This window comes from Pseudomonas sp. NLJ1 (genome assembly GCF_049486705.1).
GTDB classification, from domain to species: Bacteria; Pseudomonadota; Gammaproteobacteria; order Pseudomonadales; family Pseudomonadaceae; genus Aquipseudomonas; species Aquipseudomonas inefficax.
In genome coordinates, this window is sequence record NZ_CP137735.1 from 2,535,294 (window position 1) to 2,555,505 (window position 20,212).

The following is a 20,212-nucleotide window of genomic DNA, read 5'->3' on the forward strand; positions in this document are numbered from 1 at the left end:
GGGTTCACCCGCGAATGGGCCGGTACAGGATTACTCCAAGGCCCGCTGTGCCTGCTCCAGCTCCAGCTCGCTGAACACCTGCACCCCCGCTCGCTGCAGCAACGCCGTGGTCACCCCTTCCCCGGCCACCTTCACACCACTGAACGTGCCGTCGTAGGTCAGCCGGTTGCCACACGAAGGGCTACCCGCCTTCAGCACCGCCACGCGAATGCCATGCTGGCGCACCAGCTCAAGCGCCCGCTGTGCCCCGGCCAGGAACTCGGCGCTGACATCCTCGCCCGTCACCGTCAGCACCTGCGCGCCACCGTCGAGCACCTCAGCGCCCTGCCCGCCCGGTATCTCGGCAGGCGGCCGTGGGGTCGGCAAGCCACCCGCCACTTCCGGGCACAACGGCACCACGCGCCCTTCGGCCTGCCAGCGCTGCAACAGGTCGGGGTGGCCACTGGCGCGGCCGTCATAGCGCACCGGCTGCCCCAGTAGGCAGGCGCTGACCAGCACCTTGGGCAGGTCAGAAGGGGTCATTGCCACGGCGCCGGAACCAGCCGGTCAACGAAAGCCGCTCACGCCCTGCCGGCAGCACCTCATGGGGCACCTCGCCCGACAGGAACACCACCAGGCAGCCCGCCACCGGCTCGACATCATGCTCGACACCGTCCGCCAGGAACATGCGCAACTGGCCACCGTCCTGCGGCTGCCAGCCTTCATTCAGGTACAGGACTGCCGACACCATGCGCCGGTCATCGTCGCGGAAGCGGTCCAGGTGCCGGCGATAGAACGCCCCCGGCGGGTACAAGGCAAAGTGGCACTCGAAGTCTTCCAGGCCCAGGAACAGGCCCTGGTTGATGGCCTGGCGCAGCTGGTCCATGGCGCCAAGGTACTGGTCGCAGGCCTCGGCCTGGCCAGGGTCGATCCACTGGATCTGATCGCCGCGAATGGCCTCGCGCACCTCCTGGGCAGCCCCGCGCCCAACCCCTGCCGGGTTGAGTTCGCCTTCGGCATCACGGCGGCGGCACTCGGCCGCAAGCGCGCGCACCAGGTCGGCAGGCAGAAAAAGCGCCTGCTGGGACCAGCCATGGGTGGCCAGATCGTCGACGACGGCCGCAAGCATCGGGTGTTCAGGGGAGGTGTGCATGGCGCGCATCATATCCATTAGCCATGCCGGCGCACAGCGCCACTTGGCCGAGAAGCATGCGGATATCTCGACAAACTGGCGCCCGGCCACGGACAATAGCCACCTGCCGACAGGAGTCCTGAATGCGCCGTCTGTTTTCCCTGATTCTGCTGATGATCTGCACCGTGCCTGTCTGGGCAGACAACCTGGATCAACTGTACAAGGCCGCCGGCTGGCCCGACCAGCGCGCCCATTTCAATGATGCCCTGACCGCCGCCCAGGAGCGCTACCGCAACAGTTTGCCACCCGCCGTGTACCAGGCACTGGTAAACAACAGCAACCAGCGCTTCCAGGCCCAGGCGGTGGACCGTCGCGCCCAGGCGCAGCTGCGCGCAACCTTGGCCAACCCGGCACCGGCGCTGGCCTTCTTCCGGTCGCCGCTGGGGCGCAAGGTTGTGGCTGCCGAGCTCAAGGCCACACGCAAGGACGAGCTGGCCAGGAATGCCAAGGGCTTGCCGAAGATTCAGGCCAGCGATGATCGCCTGCTGATAATCGGGCACCTGGCCCAGGCCCTGCCAGCGCGCGAAGCCGGCGCCGAAGTGAGCCTGGCCATCGCCGGCGTGGCCGCCGACAGCCTCAGCTCGATGATCCCCGGCCTGTTCGGCGGCGGCCAGGCCCAGGGCCTGCTCGATGGTCAGCGCCAGCGTTTGATGAGCCAGATCGGCGAAGACCTCAACAACACGTTGCTGTATGTCTACCGTGACCTGTCCGACGCCGAGCTGGAAGAGTTCGCCACCTTTGCCGAGTCGCCAGACGGCAAGGCTTACTACCAGGCCGCCCTGGCCGCAGTACGCGCAGGCCTGGCGGTTGGCCAGAGCAGCAGCGACCTGAAGTGATCAGCCCAGGCGCTGGTCGATGAAGTCGAAGTAGCGCTGCCGAATGCCCGGCAGCTCGTTGGCCAGGTGGTGACGGGCCTCGGGCAGCATCAGAATCTGCGGCTCGGCAAACTTGGCCTTGAGCACTTCGAGGTTGTACGGCCAGTCCACCGTGCCATCCGCTTCTCCTTGCACGATCAACGGCCGCCGCGTGCTGCGCGGCGCGGCCTCGATGCGTTTGACCCAGGCAATCAAGGCACCCACCCAGGCCGTCGGCAGGCGGCGCGGTTGCAGCGGGTCGGCTTCGAGGAACGGCAGGAAGGTCGGGTCATTGGTGTTCTCGCTGAAGCGCCGCTCGATGCCGTTCACGAAGTGACGCAACACGCGATAGCTCAGCTTCGACCAGCGCCAGGCGCAGGGCCGCACCAGCGGCGCCAACAGGATGACCTGGCCATCGATGGGGCTGCGCGCGCCCTGGTGCAGCAGGTGGTCCACGGCGATGGCGCCACCGGTGCTTTGCCCGCACAGGTGCCAGGGGCGCGGCAATTGCAGCGTGCGCGCCTGCTCGAACAACGCCTCCAGCACCTGCTGGTACAGCGCGAAATCACTGATGCTGGCCCGCTCGCCGCTGGACAGACCGTGGCCGGGCAGATCGCAGCTGATCACGGCGAAACCCTGTTTGAGCGCCCAATCGATCACATGCCGGTAGAGGCCCATATGGTCGTAATAACCGTGCAGCAGGAACAGCGTCGCGCTCGGCTGGTCGGGTAGCCAGGCTTGCCCGACCAGCTCGAAGCCTGCGGCCTGGAAGCCGCCCAGCCAACTGTTGGCCGACAGGTTCAGGCCATAGAAGCGCTGGTAGTCCTGCGCCTGGGCCGACAACGGCTGGCGAACGGTGAACGGCGCCAGACTGGTGCGCAGGAGGTCAGGGTGAAAGGCAGCGGGCATCGGGTACATCCACAGCGAAGCAAGTATTGATCTGGGATATTCAGCTCTGGCTGGCGTCGTGGCAAGCTTGCTCACCTTCGAACTTGTAGGAGCGGCCTTGTGTCGCGATAGGGCCGCAAAGCGGCCCCAGCAATATCAGCTTGATGCACACATCTTGGGGGCGCTTCGCACCCCTTTCGCGACACAAGGCCGCTCCTACAGGGGCCGCGGGAAATTCATGAAGACTCGGACCATCAAACAGCTGTGCACGGCAATCGCCCTCCTGGTCGGCGCCGTCACCCTCTGGCAGGCCTACACCACCTTCCAGGCCCGCTACCTGCGCCCGTTCGACAACCAGACAACGCTGTTCGACGGCAGCCAACTGCAACTGCCCTCCGAACTGGCCGGACCAGGCCCGATCCGCGTGGTGCACTTCTGGGACCCGGCCTGCCCGTGCAACGTCGGCAACCAGCAGCACCTAGGTGAACTGGTCAGCCAGTTCGCCAGCCAGGGCGTGACCTTCCACGTGCTGCAAAAGCCTGGCAGCCATGGCCAGCTGCCCGCGAACCTCACTGCCCTCAAGCCGCTCGCCAGCCTGCCCGGCAGCGAGCAGCTGCCCGCCTCCCCAGCCGTGGCCATCTGGGACCGGCAGGGTCGCCTGGCCTATTTCGGCCCCTACAGCGAAGGCACGGTGTGCAATGCCAGCAACAGCTTCATCGAGCCGATCCTCAAGGCACTACTCGACGGCCGCCAGGTGAATGCCTCCAATACCCTGGCGGTGGGCTGCTACTGCCCCTGGGCCGGCTGACGCACCCGAGCAGGGTTGCCCACCACCACCGCGCCTGCCGGCACATCACGGGTGACCACACTGCCAGCCCCCACCACGGCGTTGTCGCCAATGATCACCCCCGGCAGGATGATCGCCGCACCGCCGATCCACACGTTGTTGCCGATGGTCACCGGCCGACCGCTCTCCAGCCCTGTGCGGCGCACCTCGGGGTCGAGCGGGTGGTCGGCGGTATAGATCTGCACGTTGGGGCCGATCTGGCAGTCATCACCGATACGCACCGGCAGCACATCGAGGATCACGCAGTTGAAGTTCATGAAGGTGTTGCGGCCGACGCTGATGTTATAGCCATAGTCGCAATAGAACGGCGGGCGGATCACCGCGCCTTCGCCGACCTGGCCAAAGTGCTCGACCAGAAGCCCATGACGTGCGTCGTTGAGCAGTTCGACACTGCTGTTGTAACGGTGCATCCAGTGCTTGTTGGTGATCTGCTCGGCCTGCAGCTCGGGGCAGCCAGCGTGATAGAGCTGGCCTGTAAGCATTTTCTGTTTTTCGCTGAGGGACATGGAAACTCCTTCCTGGGGGCTATGCTCTGTTCGCGAATCCGCCGATCATCGGACCACATTTTTCGCTTGAACGCACAAGGAGCCTGCATGAAGCGCAGCCTGACCCTGTTGGCCGTGGTGGTTGCCGCGGCCGCCGGCGCCGGATACTGGTACGTGCAGGGCAAGCTGCCGCAACGCGAGGGCGAGGTCGCCATCGCCGGCCTGCAGGCGCCGGTCAGCGTGCGCTACGATGCCCGCGGCGTGCCGCACCTGCAGGCGCAGAACGAGCCCGACCTGTACCGTGCCCTCGGCTACGTGCATGCCCAGGACCGGCTGTTCCAGATGGAGATCCTGCGCCGCCTGGCCCGAGGCGAGCTGGCCGAGGTGCTGGGCGACAAGCTGCTGCCCACCGACACCCTGTTCCGCAGCCTGCGCATTCGCGAACAGGCAGCACTGATGGCCAAGCGTCAGGACCACCAGTCACCCGCCTGGCAAGCCCTGCAGGCCTACCTCGACGGGGTGAACAGCTGGCAGGCCAGCCACCCCAAGCCCATGGAGTTCGACCTGCTCGGCATCCCCCCGCGCCCGTTCAGCGCCGAAGACACCCTGAGCATCGCCGGCTACCTGGCCTACAGCTTTGCCGCCGCGTTCCGGACCGAGCCCGCGCTCACCTACATCCGCGACCAGCTGGGCCCTGAGTACCTGAACATCTTCGATCTGGCCTGGCAGCCCGAGGGCGCCTTGGGTACACCGCTGGCCGCTGCCGACTGGCAAGGCCTGCAGGCCCTCGCCCGCCTCAGCCATGATGCACTGGGCGATGCGGGCATCCCGCAATTCGAGGGCAGCAACGCCTGGGCCGTGGCCGGCAGCCACACCCGCAGTGGCAGGCCGCTGCTGGCCGGCGACCCGCACATCGGCTTCGCGGTGCCGGCTGTGTGGTACGAGGCCGAGCTGTCGGCGCCGGGCTTCAACCTGTATGGCTACTTCCAGGCGCTGAACCCGTTCGCCCTGCTCGGCCACAACCGCGATTTCGGCTGGAGCCTGACCATGTTCCAGAACGACGACGTCGACCTGATCGCCGAGCGCACCAACCCGGCCGACGCCAACCAGGTGATGGTCGATGGCAAATGGCAGGCGCTGGAAAAGACCGAGCAACAGATTGCCGTCAAAGGCGAAGCACCGGTCACCCTCAGCCTGCGCCGCTCGCCCCATGGCCCGATCATCAACGATGTGCTGGGCGCCACTGCCGGGCCTACGCCCATCGCCATGTGGTGGGCGTTTCTGGAAACCGAAAACCCGATCCTCGACGGTTTCTACCAGCTCAACCGCGCCGATACGCTGGGCAAGATGCGCGAGGCTGCGGCCAAGGTGCATGCGCCGGGGCTCAACCTGGTGTGGGCCAATGCCCTTGGCGATATCGGCTGGTGGGCAGCGGCGCAGTTGCCGATCCGCCCCGACGGCGTCGAACCCGCGTTCATCCTCGACGGTGCCAGTACGCAGGCGGACAAGCTCGGCTTCTATCCCTTCAGCGTCAACCCGCACCAGGAAAACCCGGCGAGCGGTTACATCGTCTCTGCCAATTACCAGCCTCCGGCGGCGGTGCCGATACCCGGTTACTACAACCTGCCGGACCGAGGCCGCCAGCTCGACCGCCACCTGGCCAACCCCGATGTGAAGTGGGATACCCAGAACAGCCAGGCGCTACAACTGGACACTGCCAGCGACCATGGCCCACGCACCCTTGCGCCGCTGCTGGCAACACTACGCGCAGTGGCCGAAGGTGACGAAGAGAAGGAGCTGGTCGAGCAACTGGCAGCCTGGGGCGGCGATTACCCGCTCGACTCGACCAGCGCCACGCTTTTCAACCAGTTCCTCTACGAGCTGGCATTCGCGGCCCTGCATGACGAACTGGGCGACACCTGGTTCCCGGTGCTGATCAGCACCCGCGCCATCGACGCCGCCCTGCCGCGCCTGGCGGCGGATGCCGATTCGCCGTGGTGGAATACCCGCGGAGGCAACCAGCGTACCGACCGTACCCTCGTGGTGCGCACGGCCTGGCAGAACAGCCTGAAGCACCTGCGCGAGACCTTTGGCAGTGACCCGGCCAGCTGGCAGTGGGGCAAGGCGCATACCTTGACCCACAACCACCCGCTGGGGGTTAAAAAGCCGCTGAACCTGCTATTCAACGTCGGCCCGTTCGCCGCGCCGGGCACTCATGAAGTGCCGAACAACCTCTCGGCGAAGATCGGCCCGGCGCCATGGCCGGTGACCTATGGGCCGTCGACGCGGCGGCTGGTCGACTTTGCCGATGCCGGGCAAGCGCTGACCAGCAACCCGGTCGGGCAGAGTGGCGTGCCGTTCGACCGGCATTATGCGGACCAGGCCGAAGGGTATGTGCAGGGGCAGTACCAGAAGGCGCAGATGGGGGTGATTCCGGCGCAGAGTACCTTGCGTCTGGTGCCAGCTCAGTAAAGGGGCTGCCATGCAGCCCCCGACAATTTCGAATCCCTACAACACTCCAAACCGAGACCCACCCCATGCAAAGACAATTCATCGAAATCGACGGCGCCCGCATGAGCTACATCGACCAGGGCCAAGGCTTCCCGGTCCTGCTCGGCCACAGCTATCTGTGGGACGCCGAGATGTGGCAGCCGCAGATCGACGCCCTGTCGCAACATTTCCGCGTCATCGTCCCCGAGCTGTGGGGCCACGGCCGCTCCGATGCTCCGCCTGCCACGACCATCGACATGGACAGCCTGGTCCGCCAGCATCTGGCGTTGCTGGACGCCCTGGACATTCCCAAATGCCACCTGGTCGGGCTATCGGTAGGCGGTATGTGGGGTGCACCGCTGGCTGCTGCCCACCCTGAACGAATTGACCGCCTGGTGCTCATGGACACTTACCTGGGCGCCGAGCCGGAGGAAACCCGGCTCAAATACTTTGCCTTGCTGGATCAAGCGAGCGAGGCCGGCGAATTCACCGACCCGCTGCTTGACATCATCGTGCCTATTTTTTTCCACCCAACCGTCGAGACGGTGCCGGAAATCCGCGAGCGGTTTCGTGCCCAGCTAAAGGCAAGCACTGCGAAAATCATTCGCGAGAGCCTTGACCCCATGGGGCGGATAATCTTCGGACGACGCGACCTGCTGGAGCAACTCAAGCAGCTGGCAAGCGAGAGAACCATCCTGATGTGCGGCGACCAGGACATTCCGCGGCCGCCGAAAGAGTCCAATGAAATGGCGCGGATCATTGGTTGCCTGGCGGCGCAGATTCCGTTTGCGGGGCATATCTCTAGCCTGGAGAACCCGCCGGTGGTGAATGAGTTCCTGTTGAACTGGCTGCCGCGTAACCAGTGAGATTGCCGGAGCTGCTTTGCAGCCCTTGTGGGAGCGGGTTCACCCGCGAAGCAGGCAACGCGGTGCATGGCACCGGCTTCGCCGGTGTTCGCGGGTGAACCCGCTCCCACAACGGCCTCATTTATCCGACTAACCCTGCCACTTGCCCCCTTCCACGATCACGCTTTCCGGCTTGGTGTCATCGCTCAGTTCCTTGCGCACATACTGGTCATACAGCTTCAGCAGAAACTTCTCCTCCCCCAGCTTGGCCAGCTCGGCATTCACCCAGTCACGCAGCTCGGTGTTGCCCTTCTTCACCGCCGGTGCAATCGGTGCCTCGTCACCCAGCAGCTCAGGCAGCACGCGGTACCCCGGGTTCTGCTTGGCCCAGCTGAACAGAATCAGGTTGTCCTGCGCATAGGCATCGCCACGCCCGGTGGCCAGCGCCTGCAGCGACTCGCTGTTCTTCTCGAACTTGAGCAGTTTCCAGTCCGGGTGGTTCTTGGTCAGCCAGATATCAGCGGTAGTGCCGGTGGTGACGATGATGGTCTTGTCGGCCAGGTCTTCGAGCTTCTGCACCGGGCTGCCATCCGCGACGATGGCCTGCACGGCAACGCGCAGGTTGGGGTTGGTGAAGTCCACCGCCTCCTTGCGCTCCGGGGTCACGGTCATGTTGGCGAGGATCAGGTCGACCTTGTCGCTCTGCAGGAACGGGATACGGCTGGCTGGCTCCACGGCAACGAACTCGACCTTGTTTTCATCACCTAGCAGATCCTTGGCCAGGCGCCGGCCGATATCGGTATCAAAGCCCACGTAGCGGCCCTGCTCATCGACGAAACCGAACGGTGGCTTGTCGGTGAACACGCCGACAATCAGCTTGTCGCGGGCCTTGATGGTCTCCAGGTAGCTGGTTGCCGGCGAGGCCGCCGCCGGCTTGGGTGGTTCTTCAGCCTTGTTGCAGCCGGCCAGCAGGGCCAGGCCGAACAACGGCGCCAGCAGTTTGGTGAGGTTGGCAGTTTTCATGACAGTTCCTTGTGCAATGTCTTCGGCAGGCTTTCTACGAAGGAGAATTTCTCCAGGAACTGCTGCGCGCGTGCGGTCCGCGGTCGTGTGAAGAAGCTCTCGGGGTCGCCCTGTTCAAGGATCCTGCCGGCCTCCATGAACACGATGCGGTCGGCCACCGCGCGAGCGAAGGCCATTTCGTGGGTAACGATGAGCAAGGTCATGCCGTCGCGGGCCAGGCCCTGGATCACCTGCAGCACCTCCTTGACCATTTCTGGGTCGAGGGCTGCGGTAACCTCGTCGAACAGCATTACCTCGGGGTTCATGCACAGCGAACGCACGATGGCGATGCGCTGTTGCTGGCCCCCGGACAATTGCCGGGGAAAGGCGTCGCGCTTGTCCAGCAGGCCGACCCGCGCCAGCAGCGCCTCGGCCTGGGCCTGGGCTTCGGCGCGCTCGCGCTTTTGCACCTTGAGCGGGCCAAGCAGCAGGTTGTCGATCACGCTCATGTGACCGAACAGGTGATAGCTCTGGAACACCATGCCGACCCGCTGGCGGACTTCGCGCCAATCGGTGCGTGAATCGAGCAGTTCCTGCCCGGCCAGGCGCAGGTGGCCGCTGTGGGCCTGCTCCAGGCCGTTGAGGCAGCGCAGCAGCGTGCTTTTGCCACAGCCGCTGGGGCCGAGAATGACCACCACCTCGCCGGCCGCCACCTGGAGGTCGACGTCCTTGAGCACCTGGTGCTCGCCAAAGAACTTGTTGAAACCCTGGAATTCGATCAATGCGCTCATGAGTGGGCCCAGCGGCGTTCCAGCACGCGTGAAGCGGCGGACAGCGGATAGCAGACGATGAAGAAGAACAGGAACAAGGCGCCGTAGATCAGCACCGACTCGTAGGTGCGTTCGATGATCTGCTGGCCGGCCTTGATCACCTCGACCACGCCGATCAGCACCGCCAGCGAGCTAGTCTTGATGATCCGCGTGTAGATGTTGATGGTCGGCGGGGTCATGCGTTTGAGCGCCTGTGGCAACAGCACATAGCCATACAGCTGCCAGCCGGCCAGGCCGATCGACAACCCCGCCTCGCGTTGGCCGCGCGGCAGCGAACGCAGCGCGCCTCGCACCACCTCGCCCACCTCGCTGGCGCCCCACAGGCCCAGCACCAGCACCGCGCACCAGAAGCTGGGGATGCTCAAGGCCAGGAAGATCGGCAGGCCGAAGAACACCAGGTACAGCCAGACCAGCACCGGGATGGCACGGAACAGCTCCAGGTACACCTGCAAGGCAATGTTCAAGGCCCGGTTGCCCAAGGTTGCCAGCACGCCATAGAGCACACCGCCCAGCGTCGCGAAGAGGATGCCCAGCGCAGAGATGGCCAGGGTCTGCGCCGCGCCGCCAGCCAGCTGCGGCAATGCCTGCAGTAGCAGCTCAGACGCCGAGCTGGCCATGTTGCAGCCTCCTTTCGACATAACGCAGCAGCAACGACAGCGGCAGGAACAGCAGCACGCAGAGCAGGGTCAGCACGGTGAGCATTTCATAGGTCTTGTAGTACAGCGCGATGTAGTTCTTGGTGGTGTAGAGAATTTCCGGCACGGCCACCGCCGATACCACTGTGGTTTCCTTGAGCAGGAAGATGAAGTTGGCGAACAGTGCCGGCAGGCTGAGGATGCCGGCCTGGGGCAACACCACGTGGCGCAGCAGCTGGCCTTCGGACAGGCCGATGGAACGCCCGGATTCCAACTGGGCACGGGGCACGGCTTCGATGCCGGCACGCAGCACCTCGGTGAGATAGGCACCGCCCATGAAGGTCATGGTGATGATCGCTGCGGCAAAGCCGGAAATCTTCAGGCCCAGGCTGGGCAAGGCGAAGTAGACGAAGAACAGCTGGATCAGCAGCGGCGTGTTGCGGGCCAGCTCCACGTAGGCTTTTACCAGGCGCCACAGGTATGGGGTGCGCAATACCAGCAGCGTGGCATTGACCAGGGCGACCAGCAGCGAGATGGCGATGGCGATCAGGCCGACCTGCAGGGTCACGCCCACGGCCTTGAGGAAGGCGGGCAGCGTGCCGAGGATGAATGCGATGTCGAGGGTCATGGTGAAGCAGGTCTGCAGAGTGCGCGTGGGCACGATAGCTAGACTCTAATGATCTAAAAACTTTTTAATAAATATCTTTATTGCATATACATATCACTGAGAGTTCCGCGCTGGAGGCATATATTGGCGGCGCACGCAGAACCTTGTGGGAGCGGGTTTACCCGCGAAGCACGCAACGCGGTGGCTGGCACGGGCTTCGCCCGTGTTCGCGGGTAAACCCGCTCCCACAGGTAACTATGCCCCCGAACAAAAACGCCGACACTAGAGTGTCGGCGTTGGGTCATGCCAGGTAATGCAAGCGCATCAGAACGCCGGCAGCACCGCACCTTGGTACTTCTTGGCGATGAATTCCTTCACTTCCGGGCTGGTCAGGGCCTTGGCCAGTTTCTGGATGGCTTCGCTGTCCTTGTTGTCCGGGCGGGCGACCAGGAAGTTCACGTATGGCGAGTCGCTGCCTTCGATCACCAGCGCGTCCTTGGCCGGGTTCAGGCCGGCTTCCAGGGCGTAGTTGGTGTTGATCATGTCCAGGTCGACCTGATCCAGCACGCGCGGCAGCATGGCCGACTCAAGCTCGCGGAACTTCAGCTTCTTCGGGTTCTCGGCAATGTCCTTGGGGGTGGCCAGGGCGTTCTTCGGATCCTTCAGGGTGATCAGGCCAGCCTTCTGCAACAGCAGCAGGGCGCGGCCGCTGTTGCTGCCCTCGTTAGGGATGGCAACGGTGGCGCCTTCTTTCAGCTCGCTCAGGCTCTTGACCTTCTTCGAGTAACCACCGAAGGGTTCGACATGCACGCCGATCACGGTATCCAGGTGGGTGCCCTTGCCTTCGTTGAAGTTCTGCAGGTACGGCAGGGTCTGGAAGTAGTTGGCGTCCAGGCGCTTCTGGTCAACCTGCACGTTCGGCTGCACGTAATCGGTGAAGACCTTGATCTGCAGGTCCACACCTTCCTTGGCCAGGGTCGGCTTGATCAGTTCGAGGATTTCGGCGTGCGGTACCGGGGTGGCAGCAACCACCAGTTTTTCGGCGGCGGTAGCCAGGCCGGCGAACGACAGGGCAGCGGCCAGGGCAGTGGTCAGCAGGGTCTTCTTCATGGTGGTCCTTGTTCTGGTTCTGGGCCATCGACGATGGCGAATCGGGTGCCCAACCGGTTCACCAGCGGGCGTGGGGCGACAATACCGAGATTTTTTATTCCGTAACAATATCTTTTATTTAGCTGCTTATTCCAAAAACAAACTGCCATCAGCCACTTTGCTTATGAGCGGTGTCTAGCGCGCGGGGTTGGCCAGATCGAGGTCCTCAGCCAGGATCTCTTCGCCATCATTCACCAGCAAGGCGAAGTGGATGACGTTCTCCAGTTCACGGGTGTTGCCGGGCCAGGGGTGTGCTTCCAGCACCTGCTGCGCCGCCTCGCTCACCAGCGGCACAGGCCGTTGCAGACGCACGCTGTAGATGCCCACGAAGTACTCGGCCAACGGCAGGATATCGCCGGGCCGCTCGCGCAGCGGCGGCAGCTCCAGCGCCCCCTCGCGCAGGTACTGGTACAGGCGCTCGTTGAAGCGCCCTGCACGCACCACACGCGCCAGGTCGATGCTGGTAGCGGCCACCAGGCGTACGTCCACCGGTTGCGGCTGCTGCGCGCCCACCCGGGTAACCTCGCGGTTTTCCAGCGCGGCCAGCAGCTTGCCCTGGATGGCCAGCGGCAAGTCGGCGATCTCGTCCAGGTACAACGTGCCGCCGTTGGCCGAACCGAACCAGCCGGCGCGGCTGCTGGCTGTGCCGCCCTGGCTGCCGGCGCTGTAGCCGAACAGCTCGGCATCGGCGTAGGTGGGGCTGATGCCCGCGCAGTTGACCGACACGAACAGCCCGCTGCGGTCGCTGGCGCGGTGGATCTGCCGGGCCAGCAGCTCCTTGCCGGTGCCGGTTTCGCCACGGATCAGCACCGGCACGGGTTGCGGCGCCAGGTGCTCCAGCTCTGCGCGCAACTGCTGCGAACGCGGGTCGATGAACACCAGCGCCTTGGCGCGGATGCTCAGCGGGCTCTTGTCCAGCTCGGGGAAGGTCAGCAACGGCTGGCCAAAGGGGTTTTGAAAAGTCATGACGAACTCCCGCCCCAGGCCTGCGGTGGCCGGGCGTCAGGCAAACGGTAAACAGTAAGGGCGATCAGGCACGGCGCAGTGCGCGCTGCTCGACCCGGCTCTGCAAGCGATACAGGTAGGCGAAACCTTGTTCCCAGCGCTCATGGCCGGACTTGACGTTGATGTGCCCGGCGTTGGTCAGCAGCCCTGCTTCGGCCCCCCAGGCCTGGGCCAGGTACAGTGCCCTCGGCACGCTCACGGCCGGGTCGTTGTCCGAGCTGACCACCTGGCTGGGGAATGGCAGTACTGCGGTCGGGATCGGCGCGAAGTTGCGCAGCGCCGGCGCGCAGGTCGGCCGTTCTACGTCAGCGGGTGCCACCAGCAGCGCGCCACGTACCCGCCGCAGCAGGGCCGGGCTGGCTTGCGCGGCCCAATGCGCGACAGTTATGCAGCCCAGGCTATGGGCAATCAGAATCACCGGCGAGCGCTCGGCGACGATCGCCTGCTCCAGTGCCTGCACCCAGTCCTGGCGTTGCGGGGTCAGCCAGTCGTGCTGCTCGACCCGGGCACTGTTGGGCAGGGTGCGCTGCCAGTGACTTTGCCAATGGTTGTCTGGCGATCCTTGCCAGCCCGGCACAATCAGGTAACGAATCGACTCATTGCGCATGGGGACGCCTCCAGTGAGTTTGCGTGCTTGGAGACAAGTATAGGGAGGGAGTTATATCAGTAAAGGAATAAGAAGCTATTTATTAATAACCAAAATGCGATTTCTGTGGGAGCGGGTTTACCCGCGAATGCGTCGGTGATGCCTACATCGCATTCGCGGGTGAACCCGCTCCCACAGGGGCATTGATAGCCATGAAATCCTGGCAAAAAAAGGGCCATCCCCTGCCAAGAGATATGGCCCATAAGCACTTGCCTGAAGAGGGTTGCCGGGTTCAGCGCGCGGTAATCACCGCCAGCTTGCTGATCCCCGCACGTTCGATGGCCGCCATGGCCCGCGCCACTTCGCCGTAGTTCACGCCGTCATCGGCCTGCAGCTGTACGCGCACGTCCGCGTCCTTGTCCTTGGCAGTCTTGAGGCTGGTTTCCAGCAGGTCGGGCTGGATCTCGTCCTTGTTGATGAACAACTTGCCGTCACCATCGATGCTGACCACCAGCGGGTCCTTCTGCTCCACCGGGGCCACGGCCTCGGTCTTGGGCAGGTTGATGGGGATGGCGTTGGTCAACAGCGGCGCGGTGACGATGAACACCACCAGCAGCACCAGCATGACGTCCACCAACGGCGTGACGTTGATTTCACTGAGGACTTCGTCGCTGTCCTGGGTCGAAAAGGCCATGTCAGGACGCCTCCTTCACCGGCTGGGTAAAACCGGCCTGGGGCCTGTGCACGGCCGGGTGCACCAGCACGCGGAAGGCACTCTTCTGCGCCAGGCTGTAGAAGTCGTGGGCGAAGTCATCGAGGTCGGCGGCGGTGAGCTTGAGGCGGCGCAGGAAGTAGTTGTAGACCAGCACTGCCGGCACCGCGACGGCGATACCCACGCCAGTGGCGACCAGTGCCGCGCCAATCGGCCCGGCCACGGTTTCCAGGCTGGCGGAGCCGGCTGCGCTGATGCCCTTGAGCGCTTCCATGATGCCCCACACGGTGCCGAACAGGCCGATGAAGGGCGAGGTGCTGCCGATACTGGCGACCACTGCCAAGCCGGTTTCCAGCGAGCGGCGCTCACGCACGATCTGCTGGCGCAGGGCACGTTCCAGCCTGTCCTGGTGATTGATGGCGTGGCTCAGGTCATTGGCCTGGCTGTCACCGACGGCGATGGCGGCGTAACCGGCCTGGGCAACGCGGGCGGCCGGCCCAGGCAGTTCGTGGCTGGGCTCGGCAGCCGAGTCCAGGCTCGAGGCGGCCCAGAATTGCTGGTGGAAGCGCTTGTCCTGGTTCTTCAGCCGCACGAACTGCACGACCTTGACCAGGGCCAGGCCCCAGGTGACGACAGAAAAACCGACCAGCAGCCAGATGACTGCGCTTTCAACGGATTCGAGAGGGGATGCCAGCAGGCTCATGATGATGTCTTCCTGTGTTCTGCGAAAAAGTTAGCGAAGCTTGAAATCGATCGGCACGCTGACCCAGCCGGTCTGGGCCACATCGCCCTGCTTGGCAGGCACGAAGCTCCAGCGCTTGACCGCAGCCAGTGCGGCGGCGTCGAGGGCATCGCGGCCGCTGCTCTTCTGGATCTGGATCTGCCCGGGCTTGCCGCTGGGCAGCACCTCGACGCGCAGCAGCACGGTGCCTTCCCAACCGCGGCGCTGGGCCATCTGCGGGTACTCCGGCGCCGGGTTCTTCAGGTACGCCGCGTTGGCCGACGCCGGGGTGACTGGGGCCGGCGCGGGTGGCGCAGGCGGGGCTGGGGCGGCCACAGGGGCTGGCGGCGGGGCTTCGACCGGCTTGGGCTGGGGTTTGGGCTGTTGCTTGACCACCGGCTTGGGCACGGGCTTTGGCTTGGGTTTGGGCTTGGCCGCCAGTTCGTCGACCACCGGCGGTGGTGGCGGCTGGACCACCGGCGGTGCCGGGGCTGGGGGCGGTGGTTCGACCACAGGCGGTGCCGGCGCAGCGAACTCGATGGTCATCGGCGGTACCTGCGGTGGCACCACCGGCAGCTCGGGTGTTGGTGCCTGGCTCACCCAGTACGCTGCAGCGCCATGCAGGGCCAGCACTAGCAGGCCCAACACCAGCTTGTCGCGGCGCTTGAGCCCGCTGACGGGCGTGCGTTGCAGGCGCAGCTGGCCAAGCGGGAGGCGAAGCGTGCGTCCAAGGTCGACCAGGTCGCCCGGGGCTGGGCGCCATGGCTGGTCGTAGGCCCTGACGGCCGACTGGACATTACCCATTGATCAAACTCCTGGGGTCTCGATTCAGGTGTGTGGCTGAATCATCGGGGGCAGGGGCTTATCTCTTAAAGTAATGTTTAAAATTATCGTTATAACTTTAATGAATATGTTTTTTGAGGGATTGTGGCGAAGCCGCGGAATTCGCGGCCTGTGGCTTTAGGGCCTTAAGACGATGCATTGCGGGCATGCAAAATATTCGTGCACGGCATGAGATTGCCGCGAGGGCTGCGCCCTCGATCGCGACGCAAGGCCGCTCCCACATGGACCGCGCAAGCCCAGGCATTACGCGATCCCCTGTAGGAGCGGCCTTGTGTCGCGATGGGCTGCAAAGCAGCCCCGGCAATCCATCAGGCATAAAAAAGCCCGGGACCAACCCCGGGCTTTTTCATCATCAAAGGCGACTCAGATATCCGCCACCTTCTGCCAAACCTTCGGCCGGAAGAACAATGTCTCTCCCCGCGCCAACCCGGTCAGGCTGTCATGGTCCTTGACCACCTCGGCCTCGATCAGCTCGCTCTGCCCTTCCACCTTCAAGGTCACCCGCGTGGTCGCGCCCAACGGCCGGATGTCCCGCACCTCGGCCGCATGGTGCCCTTCGGTCTCATGCCGCGACAGCGACACTTCGTGCGGGCGGAACAGCACATGATGCCCTTCGCTCAGGGCAAGACGGTTGGAATCACCTAGGAAGTGATAGACGAAATCGTTGGCCGGGTGCTCGTACACCTCGCCCGGCGAGCCGATCTGCTCGATCACGCCCTTGTTCATCACCACGATGCGGTCAGCCACCTCCATGGCCTCTTCCTGGTCGTGGGTAACGAACACCGATGTCAGGTTGATGTCCTCGTGCAAGCGCGCCAGCCAGCGGCGCAGTTCCTTGCGCACTTTGGCATCCAGTGCACCGAAAGGCTCATCCAGCAGCAGCACCTTGGGCTCCACCGCAAGCGCACGGGCCAGGGCGATACGCTGGCGCTGGCCGCCGGACAACTGCTCGGGGTAGCGGTCGGACAACCAGTCCAGCTGCACCATGTTCAGCAGCTCATGCACCTTCTCGGCAATCTTGCTCTCGCTCGGGCGCTCGCCCTTGGGCTTCATGCGCAGGCCGAAAGCGACGTTGTCGAACACGCTCATGTGGCGGAACAACGCGTAGTGCTGGAACACGAAACCGACGTTGCGGTCGCGCACGTCATGGCCGGAAACGTCTTCGCCATGGAACACGATATTGCCTTGGTCCGGGGTTTCCAGGCCGGCAATGATGCGCAGCAACGTGGTCTTGCCGCAGCCGGACGGGCCAAGCAGGGCCACCAGCTCGCCGCTGTTGATGTCCAGGTTGATGTTGTCCAGGGCCTGGAAGCTGTTGAAGCGCTTGCTGACGTTACGAACTTCGATCGACATGAATCATTCCTCCGCGGCGCTGTGGCGCAGGCGGTTAATACGGTTCTCGCTCCACTGCTTGAGCAGCAGGATGAAGAGCGCCAGGATCAGCAGCAGGCTGGCCACGCTGAAGGCCGCGACGTGGTTGTACTCGTTGTAGAGGATCTCCACGTGCAGCGGCAAGGTGTTGGTCACGCCGCGAATGTGGCCAGACACCACCGACACCGCGCCAAACTCGCCCATGGCCCGCGCGGTGCACAGCACCACGCCGTAGATCAGGCCCCATTTGATGTTCGGCAGGGTCACGTGCCAGAACATCTGCCAGCCATTGGCGCCGAGCAGGCGCGCGGCCTCCTCTTCCTGCGTGCCCTGCTCCTGCATCAGCGGGATCAGCTCACGGGCCACGAACGGTACGGTGACGAATATGGTGGCCAGGACGATGCCCGGCAGGGCGAACACGATCTGGATATCGTGGTCCTGCAGCCACGGCCCGAACAGGCCTTGCGCGCCGAACATCAGCACGTAGACCAGGCCGGCGATCACCGGCGACACCGAGAACGGCAGGTCGATCAGGGTGACCAGGATACTCTTGCCACGGAAGGTGTACTTGCTCACGCACCAGGCGGCGCTGACGCCGAACACCAAGTTCAGCGGCACCGAAATGACCACGGCGAGCAGGGTCAGCTTCAGCGCCGACAACGCGTCAGGCTCGAAGATCGCCTCGAAGAAGGTGCCAAAGCCATTCTTCAGCGCCTGCGATACCACGATCACCAGTGGCAGCAGCAGGAACAGCGCGAACACCAGCCAGCCAAGGCCGATCAGGATACGCCGCGAAGTGGCACTGCCCCGGCGGGCGTTGGCGGCGGCGGTTGCATTCAGGGATGAACTGGACATGCCGGCCTCCTTCAAGGGGTTTCGATGCGGCGCTGCAGCAGGTTGATCAGCAGCAGCAGGATGAAGGAAACCACCAGCATCAGCACGCCGATGGCGGTCGCGCCGGTGTAGTCGTACTGGTCGAGCTTGACCATGATCAACAGTGGCAGGATCTCGGTCTTCATCGGCATGTTGCCGGCAATGAAGATCACCGAACCATACTCGCCCACGCCACGGGCGAAGGCCAGGGCAAAGCCTGTCAGCCAGGCAGGCAGCAGCGCTGGCGCCAGCACGTGGCGGAACACCTGCAGCGGCTTGGCCCCCAGGCAGGCGGCGGCCTCTTCCACTTCACGCGGGATATCGGCCAGTACCGGCTGCACCGTGCGCACCACGAAGGGCAGGGTGACGAAGGTCAGCGCCAGGGTAATGCCCAGCGGGGTGTAGGCGATCTTGAAGCCCAGGTCGGTGGCGAACTGGCCGACCCAGCCCGAGGGCGCGTACAGGGCGGTCAGGGCGATACCGGCTACGGCCGTGGGCAGGGCGAACGGCAGGTCGATCATCGCATCGATGATCTTGCGCCCGGGGAAGGTGTAGCGCACCAGCACCCAGGCCAGCAGGGTGCCGATCACACCGTTGATGATGGCGGCGAACAGAGCGGTGCCGAAACTCAGCTTGAGCGCGGCGATCACCCGCGGCGCACTGATGACGTTCCAGAACTGCTCCCAGGTCAGCTGCGCGGCATGCACGAACATGGCGGCCAGCGGTATCAGCACGATCAGGCTGAGGTACACCAAGGTGTAGCCCAGCGTCAGCCCGAAGCCGGGTATGACGGGGGAAATGCGGCGTGACATAAATATCCCTGGTTGAACGCACGAAACCCGGGACATATCCCGGGCCGGTGCTAGCTTCTGAATCCTGGGGCTGCTGCGCAGCCCCGCTTTTCCTTGGCGTTTACTGTGCCTGATAGATCTGGTCGAACACACCGCCATCGTTGAAGAATTTAGGTTGTGCAGTTTTCCAGCCACCGAAGTCCTTGTCGATGGTTACCAGTTCCAGTTTCGGGAACTGCTTGCCAAACTCGGCAGCGACCTTCGCGTCACGAGGGCGGTAGAAATTCTCGGCGGCAATCTTCTGCCCGGCCGGGCTGTACAGGTGCTTGAGGTATTCGCCGGCAATCTCGGTATTGCCCTTCTTCTCGGCGTTCTTGTCCACAACGGCCACCGGCGGCTCGGCGAGGATCGACAGCGACGGCACGACGATTTCGAACTTGTCGGCACCACCGTCTTCCTTCAGCGCCAGGAAGGCTTCGTTTTCCCAGGCCAGCAGCACATCGCCCTGGCCGTTGTTGACGAAGGTGATGGTCGAGCCACGGGCGCCGGTATCCAGCACTGGTACGTGCTTGAACAGCTCCTGCACGTATGCTTTGGCCTTGTCTTCGCTACCCCCGGTTTTCAGGCCGTAGGCCCAGGCAGCCAGGAAGTTCCAACGGGCGCCACCGGAGGTTTTCGGGTTGGGGGTGATGACCGATACGTCCTTCTTGATCAGGTCGCCCCAGTCCTTGATGCCTTTCGGGTTGCCCTTGCGTACCAGGAACACGATGGTCGAGGTGTACGGGGTGCTGGCATCCGGCAGGCGGGTCTGCCAGTTGTCCGGCAGGGTCTTGCCGAGCTTGGCGACTTCATCGATGTCGCCGGCCAGGGCCAGGGTCACCACATCGGCACGCAGGCCGTCGATCACCGCACGAGCCTGCTTGCCCGAACCACCGTGGGATTGCTGGATCTTCACCTTGTCGCCCGGGTGGGCCTGCTGCCAGTGCTTGATGAACTCGGCGTTGTACTGCTGGTACAGCTCGCGGGTCGGGTCGTAGGACACGTTCAGCAGTTCGTAGTCCTTGGCGATGGCGGAACCGGCAAAAACAGCACTGGCCAGGGCGGCGAGCGCATAACGGCGGATGGACATGGTGAAGCTCCCGATTGGCATTTTTCTAGTTTTGGATGGGTGGTGCGATCAGCCGGTCTTGTTGCCGGGCTGCTGCAGGCGGAACTTCTCCTTGCGCTCGATCTGCACGACCTGAGCGTTGTGCACGGTGATCTCCACCGCACCGAATCGCAGGTCGCGCAGGGCGCTCTGGATTTCACGCAGAATGGTGGCTTCGTCCTGACCGTCGATGCTACGCAGAGATGCACTCATGCTCGTTCTCCTTGGAGTGAGGGTGCCGGGCTGAGGTTTGAAGGGGATTTGCGCCTGGCTTGAGGGCAATAGTAGTGAGGCGGGGTTATTCTTAAAAATACTGTTTAAGAATGTTTATATAACCAAATAAAAAGACCAATTTGAAGG

At 64.0% G+C, this 20,212-nt stretch carries 23 protein-coding genes; 4 read left to right on the forward strand and 19 right to left on the reverse strand.

From position 1 onward, the window contains the following. Positions 1-30: 30 nt before the first annotated feature. Both R9B85_RS11335 and R9B85_RS11340 read right to left on the reverse strand, forming a co-directional pair. Positions 31-522 carry a DUF523 domain-containing protein gene (locus R9B85_RS11335; protein ID WP_207879207.1) on the reverse strand — a complete coding sequence of 164 codons (492 nt, stop codon included), beginning with the start codon at positions 520-522 and terminating at the stop codon, positions 31-33. After that, positions 509-1,141, reverse strand: coding sequence for a 2OG-Fe(II) oxygenase (locus R9B85_RS11340; RefSeq protein WP_112249937.1), 633 nt, complete (start codon positions 1,139-1,141; stop codon positions 509-511). The genes R9B85_RS11335 and R9B85_RS11340 overlap by 14 nt, the downstream gene beginning before the upstream one ends. 113 nt (positions 1,142-1,254) lie before the next feature. On the opposite strand from R9B85_RS11340, the gene R9B85_RS11345 reads away from it, so the two are divergent. Continuing rightward, a complete protein-coding gene (locus R9B85_RS11345) occupies positions 1,255-2,007 on the forward strand; it encodes a DUF2059 domain-containing protein (protein WP_112249767.1) in 753 nt (250 codons plus the stop codon). Here the strand turns inward: R9B85_RS11345 and R9B85_RS11350 are convergent, their stop codons facing one another. Then, the gene (locus tag R9B85_RS11350; protein WP_112249769.1) at positions 2,008-2,934 is read right to left on the reverse strand and encodes an alpha/beta hydrolase; all 927 of its coding nucleotides are present in this window, start codon (positions 2,932-2,934) and stop codon (positions 2,008-2,010) included. Between the two features lie 217 nt (positions 2,935-3,151). Here R9B85_RS11350 and R9B85_RS11355 point away from each other — a divergent pair, with 217 nt between their 5' ends. Then, positions 3,152-3,721, forward strand: a complete 570-nt coding sequence (locus R9B85_RS11355; RefSeq protein ID WP_112249771.1) for a DUF6436 domain-containing protein — start codon at positions 3,152-3,154, stop codon at positions 3,719-3,721. On the opposite strand, the gene R9B85_RS11360 is transcribed toward R9B85_RS11355, so the two are convergent. After that, the gene (locus tag R9B85_RS11360; RefSeq protein ID WP_112249773.1) at positions 3,700-4,266 is read right to left on the reverse strand and encodes a sugar O-acetyltransferase; all 567 of its coding nucleotides are present in this window, start codon (positions 4,264-4,266) and stop codon (positions 3,700-3,702) included. The two genes, R9B85_RS11355 and R9B85_RS11360, sit on opposite strands and share 22 nt — an antisense overlap. Before the next feature lie 87 nt (positions 4,267-4,353). On the opposite strand from R9B85_RS11360, the gene R9B85_RS11365 reads away from it, so the two are divergent. Further along, positions 4,354-6,717: a penicillin acylase family protein gene (locus R9B85_RS11365; protein WP_423771027.1), complete on the forward strand. Its 2,364-nt coding sequence runs from the start codon at positions 4,354-4,356 to the stop codon at positions 6,715-6,717. A 65-nt stretch (positions 6,718-6,782) separates the two neighbouring features. Beyond that, on the forward strand, positions 6,783-7,601 hold the full coding sequence (locus R9B85_RS11370; protein WP_112249777.1) for an alpha/beta fold hydrolase: 819 nt from the start codon (positions 6,783-6,785) through the stop codon (positions 7,599-7,601). A 129-nt stretch (positions 7,602-7,730) separates the two neighbouring features. Here the strand turns inward: R9B85_RS11370 and R9B85_RS11375 are convergent, their stop codons facing one another. From R9B85_RS11375 to oscA, 15 genes are all read right to left on the reverse strand, one after another. Next, positions 7,731-8,603 (reverse strand): transporter substrate-binding domain-containing protein, encoded by an 873-nt coding sequence (locus tag R9B85_RS11375; protein WP_112249779.1) that lies wholly within the window; start codon positions 8,601-8,603, stop codon positions 7,731-7,733. Further along, a complete protein-coding gene (locus R9B85_RS11380) occupies positions 8,600-9,373 on the reverse strand; it encodes an amino acid ABC transporter ATP-binding protein (RefSeq protein ID WP_112249780.1) in 774 nt (257 codons plus the stop codon). The genes R9B85_RS11375 and R9B85_RS11380 overlap by 4 nt, the downstream gene beginning before the upstream one ends. Continuing rightward, positions 9,370-10,029 carry an amino acid ABC transporter permease gene (locus R9B85_RS11385; protein WP_025341019.1) on the reverse strand — a complete coding sequence of 220 codons (660 nt, stop codon included), beginning with the start codon at positions 10,027-10,029 and terminating at the stop codon, positions 9,370-9,372. The genes R9B85_RS11380 and R9B85_RS11385 overlap by 4 nt, the downstream gene beginning before the upstream one ends. After that, entirely contained in the window at positions 10,010-10,675 is a 666-nt protein-coding gene (locus tag R9B85_RS11390) for an amino acid ABC transporter permease (RefSeq protein WP_112249939.1), read from the reverse strand. Before R9B85_RS11390 ends, R9B85_RS11385 begins: the two co-directional genes overlap by 20 nt. Before the next feature lie 303 nt (positions 10,676-10,978). Further along, entirely contained in the window at positions 10,979-11,764 is a 786-nt protein-coding gene (locus R9B85_RS11395; RefSeq protein ID WP_085621614.1) for a MetQ/NlpA family ABC transporter substrate-binding protein, read from the reverse strand. Between the two features lie 174 nt (positions 11,765-11,938). After that, positions 11,939-12,769 carry a sigma 54-interacting transcriptional regulator gene (locus R9B85_RS11400; protein WP_112249788.1) on the reverse strand — a complete coding sequence of 277 codons (831 nt, stop codon included), beginning with the start codon at positions 12,767-12,769 and terminating at the stop codon, positions 11,939-11,941. A 64-nt stretch (positions 12,770-12,833) separates the two neighbouring features. Continuing rightward, on the reverse strand, positions 12,834-13,415 hold the full coding sequence (locus R9B85_RS11405; protein ID WP_112249790.1) for an alpha/beta hydrolase: 582 nt from the start codon (positions 13,413-13,415) through the stop codon (positions 12,834-12,836). 271 nt (positions 13,416-13,686) lie between these two features. Continuing rightward, entirely contained in the window at positions 13,687-14,088 is a 402-nt protein-coding gene (locus tag R9B85_RS11410; RefSeq protein ID WP_112249792.1) for an ExbD/TolR family protein, read from the reverse strand. Between the two features lies 1 nt (position 14,089). Beyond that, positions 14,090-14,809: a MotA/TolQ/ExbB proton channel family protein gene (locus tag R9B85_RS11415; RefSeq protein WP_046613603.1), complete on the reverse strand. Its 720-nt coding sequence runs from the start codon at positions 14,807-14,809 to the stop codon at positions 14,090-14,092. 30 nt (positions 14,810-14,839) lie between these two features. Next, the gene (locus tag R9B85_RS11420) at positions 14,840-15,631 is read right to left on the reverse strand and encodes an energy transducer TonB (protein WP_025341026.1); all 792 of its coding nucleotides are present in this window, start codon (positions 15,629-15,631) and stop codon (positions 14,840-14,842) included. A gap of 402 nt (positions 15,632-16,033) precedes the next feature. Further along, entirely contained in the window at positions 16,034-17,023 is a 990-nt protein-coding gene (locus tag R9B85_RS11425) for a sulfate/molybdate ABC transporter ATP-binding protein (RefSeq protein WP_013974693.1), read from the reverse strand. Positions 17,024-17,026: 3 nt separating this feature from the next. Beyond that, positions 17,027-17,896: a sulfate ABC transporter permease subunit CysW gene (cysW, locus tag R9B85_RS11430; protein WP_423771028.1), complete on the reverse strand. Its 870-nt coding sequence runs from the start codon at positions 17,894-17,896 to the stop codon at positions 17,027-17,029. An 11-nt stretch (positions 17,897-17,907) separates the two neighbouring features. Next, on the reverse strand, positions 17,908-18,726 hold the full coding sequence (gene cysT / locus R9B85_RS11435) for a sulfate ABC transporter permease subunit CysT (protein ID WP_046613605.1): 819 nt from the start codon (positions 18,724-18,726) through the stop codon (positions 17,908-17,910). 100 nt (positions 18,727-18,826) lie between these two features. Continuing rightward, entirely contained in the window at positions 18,827-19,834 is a 1,008-nt protein-coding gene (locus R9B85_RS11440) for a sulfate ABC transporter substrate-binding protein (protein WP_112249794.1), read from the reverse strand. A gap of 48 nt (positions 19,835-19,882) precedes the next feature. After that, positions 19,883-20,065: a sulfur starvation response protein OscA gene (gene oscA, locus R9B85_RS11445; protein WP_003258557.1), complete on the reverse strand. Its 183-nt coding sequence runs from the start codon at positions 20,063-20,065 to the stop codon at positions 19,883-19,885. Positions 20,066-20,212: the final 147 nt, after the last annotated feature.

Bases quoted from the DNA above. Each gene is read 5' to 3' on its own strand.
- R9B85_RS11440 (WP_112249794.1), bottom strand. From the start codon at position 19,834: ATGTCCATCCGCCGTTATGCGCTCGCCGCCCTGGCCAGTGCTGTTTTT.
- cysW (WP_423771028.1), bottom strand. From the start codon at position 17,896: ATGTCCAGTTCATCCCTGAATGCAACCGCCGCCGCCAACGCCCGCCGG.
- R9B85_RS11390 (WP_112249939.1), bottom strand. From the start codon at position 10,675: ATGACCCTCGACATCGCATTCATCCTCGGCACGCTGCCCGCCTTCCTC.
- R9B85_RS11345 (WP_112249767.1), top strand. From the start codon at position 1,255: ATGCGCCGTCTGTTTTCCCTGATTCTGCTGATGATCTGCACCGTGCCT.
- R9B85_RS11365 (WP_423771027.1), top strand. From the start codon at position 4,354: ATGAAGCGCAGCCTGACCCTGTTGGCCGTGGTGGTTGCCGCGGCCGCC.
- R9B85_RS11385 (WP_025341019.1), bottom strand. From the start codon at position 10,029: ATGGCCAGCTCGGCGTCTGAGCTGCTACTGCAGGCATTGCCGCAGCTG.
- R9B85_RS11370 (WP_112249777.1), top strand. From the start codon at position 6,783: ATGCAAAGACAATTCATCGAAATCGACGGCGCCCGCATGAGCTACATC.
- R9B85_RS11375 (WP_112249779.1), bottom strand. From the start codon at position 8,603: ATGAAAACTGCCAACCTCACCAAACTGCTGGCGCCGTTGTTCGGCCTG.
- R9B85_RS11415 (WP_046613603.1), bottom strand. From the start codon at position 14,809: ATGAGCCTGCTGGCATCCCCTCTCGAATCCGTTGAAAGCGCAGTCATC.
- R9B85_RS11420 (WP_025341026.1), bottom strand. From the start codon at position 15,631: ATGGGTAATGTCCAGTCGGCCGTCAGGGCCTACGACCAGCCATGGCGC.
- R9B85_RS11405 (WP_112249790.1), bottom strand. From the start codon at position 13,415: ATGCGCAATGAGTCGATTCGTTACCTGATTGTGCCGGGCTGGCAAGGA.
- R9B85_RS11360 (WP_112249773.1), bottom strand. From the start codon at position 4,266: ATGTCCCTCAGCGAAAAACAGAAAATGCTTACAGGCCAGCTCTATCAC.
- R9B85_RS11355 (WP_112249771.1), top strand. From the start codon at position 3,152: ATGAAGACTCGGACCATCAAACAGCTGTGCACGGCAATCGCCCTCCTG.
- R9B85_RS11335 (WP_207879207.1), bottom strand. From the start codon at position 522: ATGACCCCTTCTGACCTGCCCAAGGTGCTGGTCAGCGCCTGCCTACTG.
- cysT (WP_046613605.1), bottom strand. From the start codon at position 18,726: ATGTCACGCCGCATTTCCCCCGTCATACCCGGCTTCGGGCTGACGCTG.
- R9B85_RS11340 (WP_112249937.1), bottom strand. From the start codon at position 1,141: ATGCGCGCCATGCACACCTCCCCTGAACACCCGATGCTTGCGGCCGTC.
- R9B85_RS11380 (WP_112249780.1), bottom strand. From the start codon at position 9,373: ATGAGCGCATTGATCGAATTCCAGGGTTTCAACAAGTTCTTTGGCGAG.
- R9B85_RS11395 (WP_085621614.1), bottom strand. From the start codon at position 11,764: ATGAAGAAGACCCTGCTGACCACTGCCCTGGCCGCTGCCCTGTCGTTC.
- R9B85_RS11410 (WP_112249792.1), bottom strand. From the start codon at position 14,088: ATGGCCTTTTCGACCCAGGACAGCGACGAAGTCCTCAGTGAAATCAAC.
- R9B85_RS11400 (WP_112249788.1), bottom strand. From the start codon at position 12,769: ATGACTTTTCAAAACCCCTTTGGCCAGCCGTTGCTGACCTTCCCCGAG.
- R9B85_RS11425 (WP_013974693.1), bottom strand. From the start codon at position 17,023: ATGTCGATCGAAGTTCGTAACGTCAGCAAGCGCTTCAACAGCTTCCAG.
- oscA (WP_003258557.1), bottom strand. From the start codon at position 20,065: ATGAGTGCATCTCTGCGTAGCATCGACGGTCAGGACGAAGCCACCATT.
- R9B85_RS11350 (WP_112249769.1), bottom strand. From the start codon at position 2,934: ATGCCCGCTGCCTTTCACCCTGACCTCCTGCGCACCAGTCTGGCGCCG.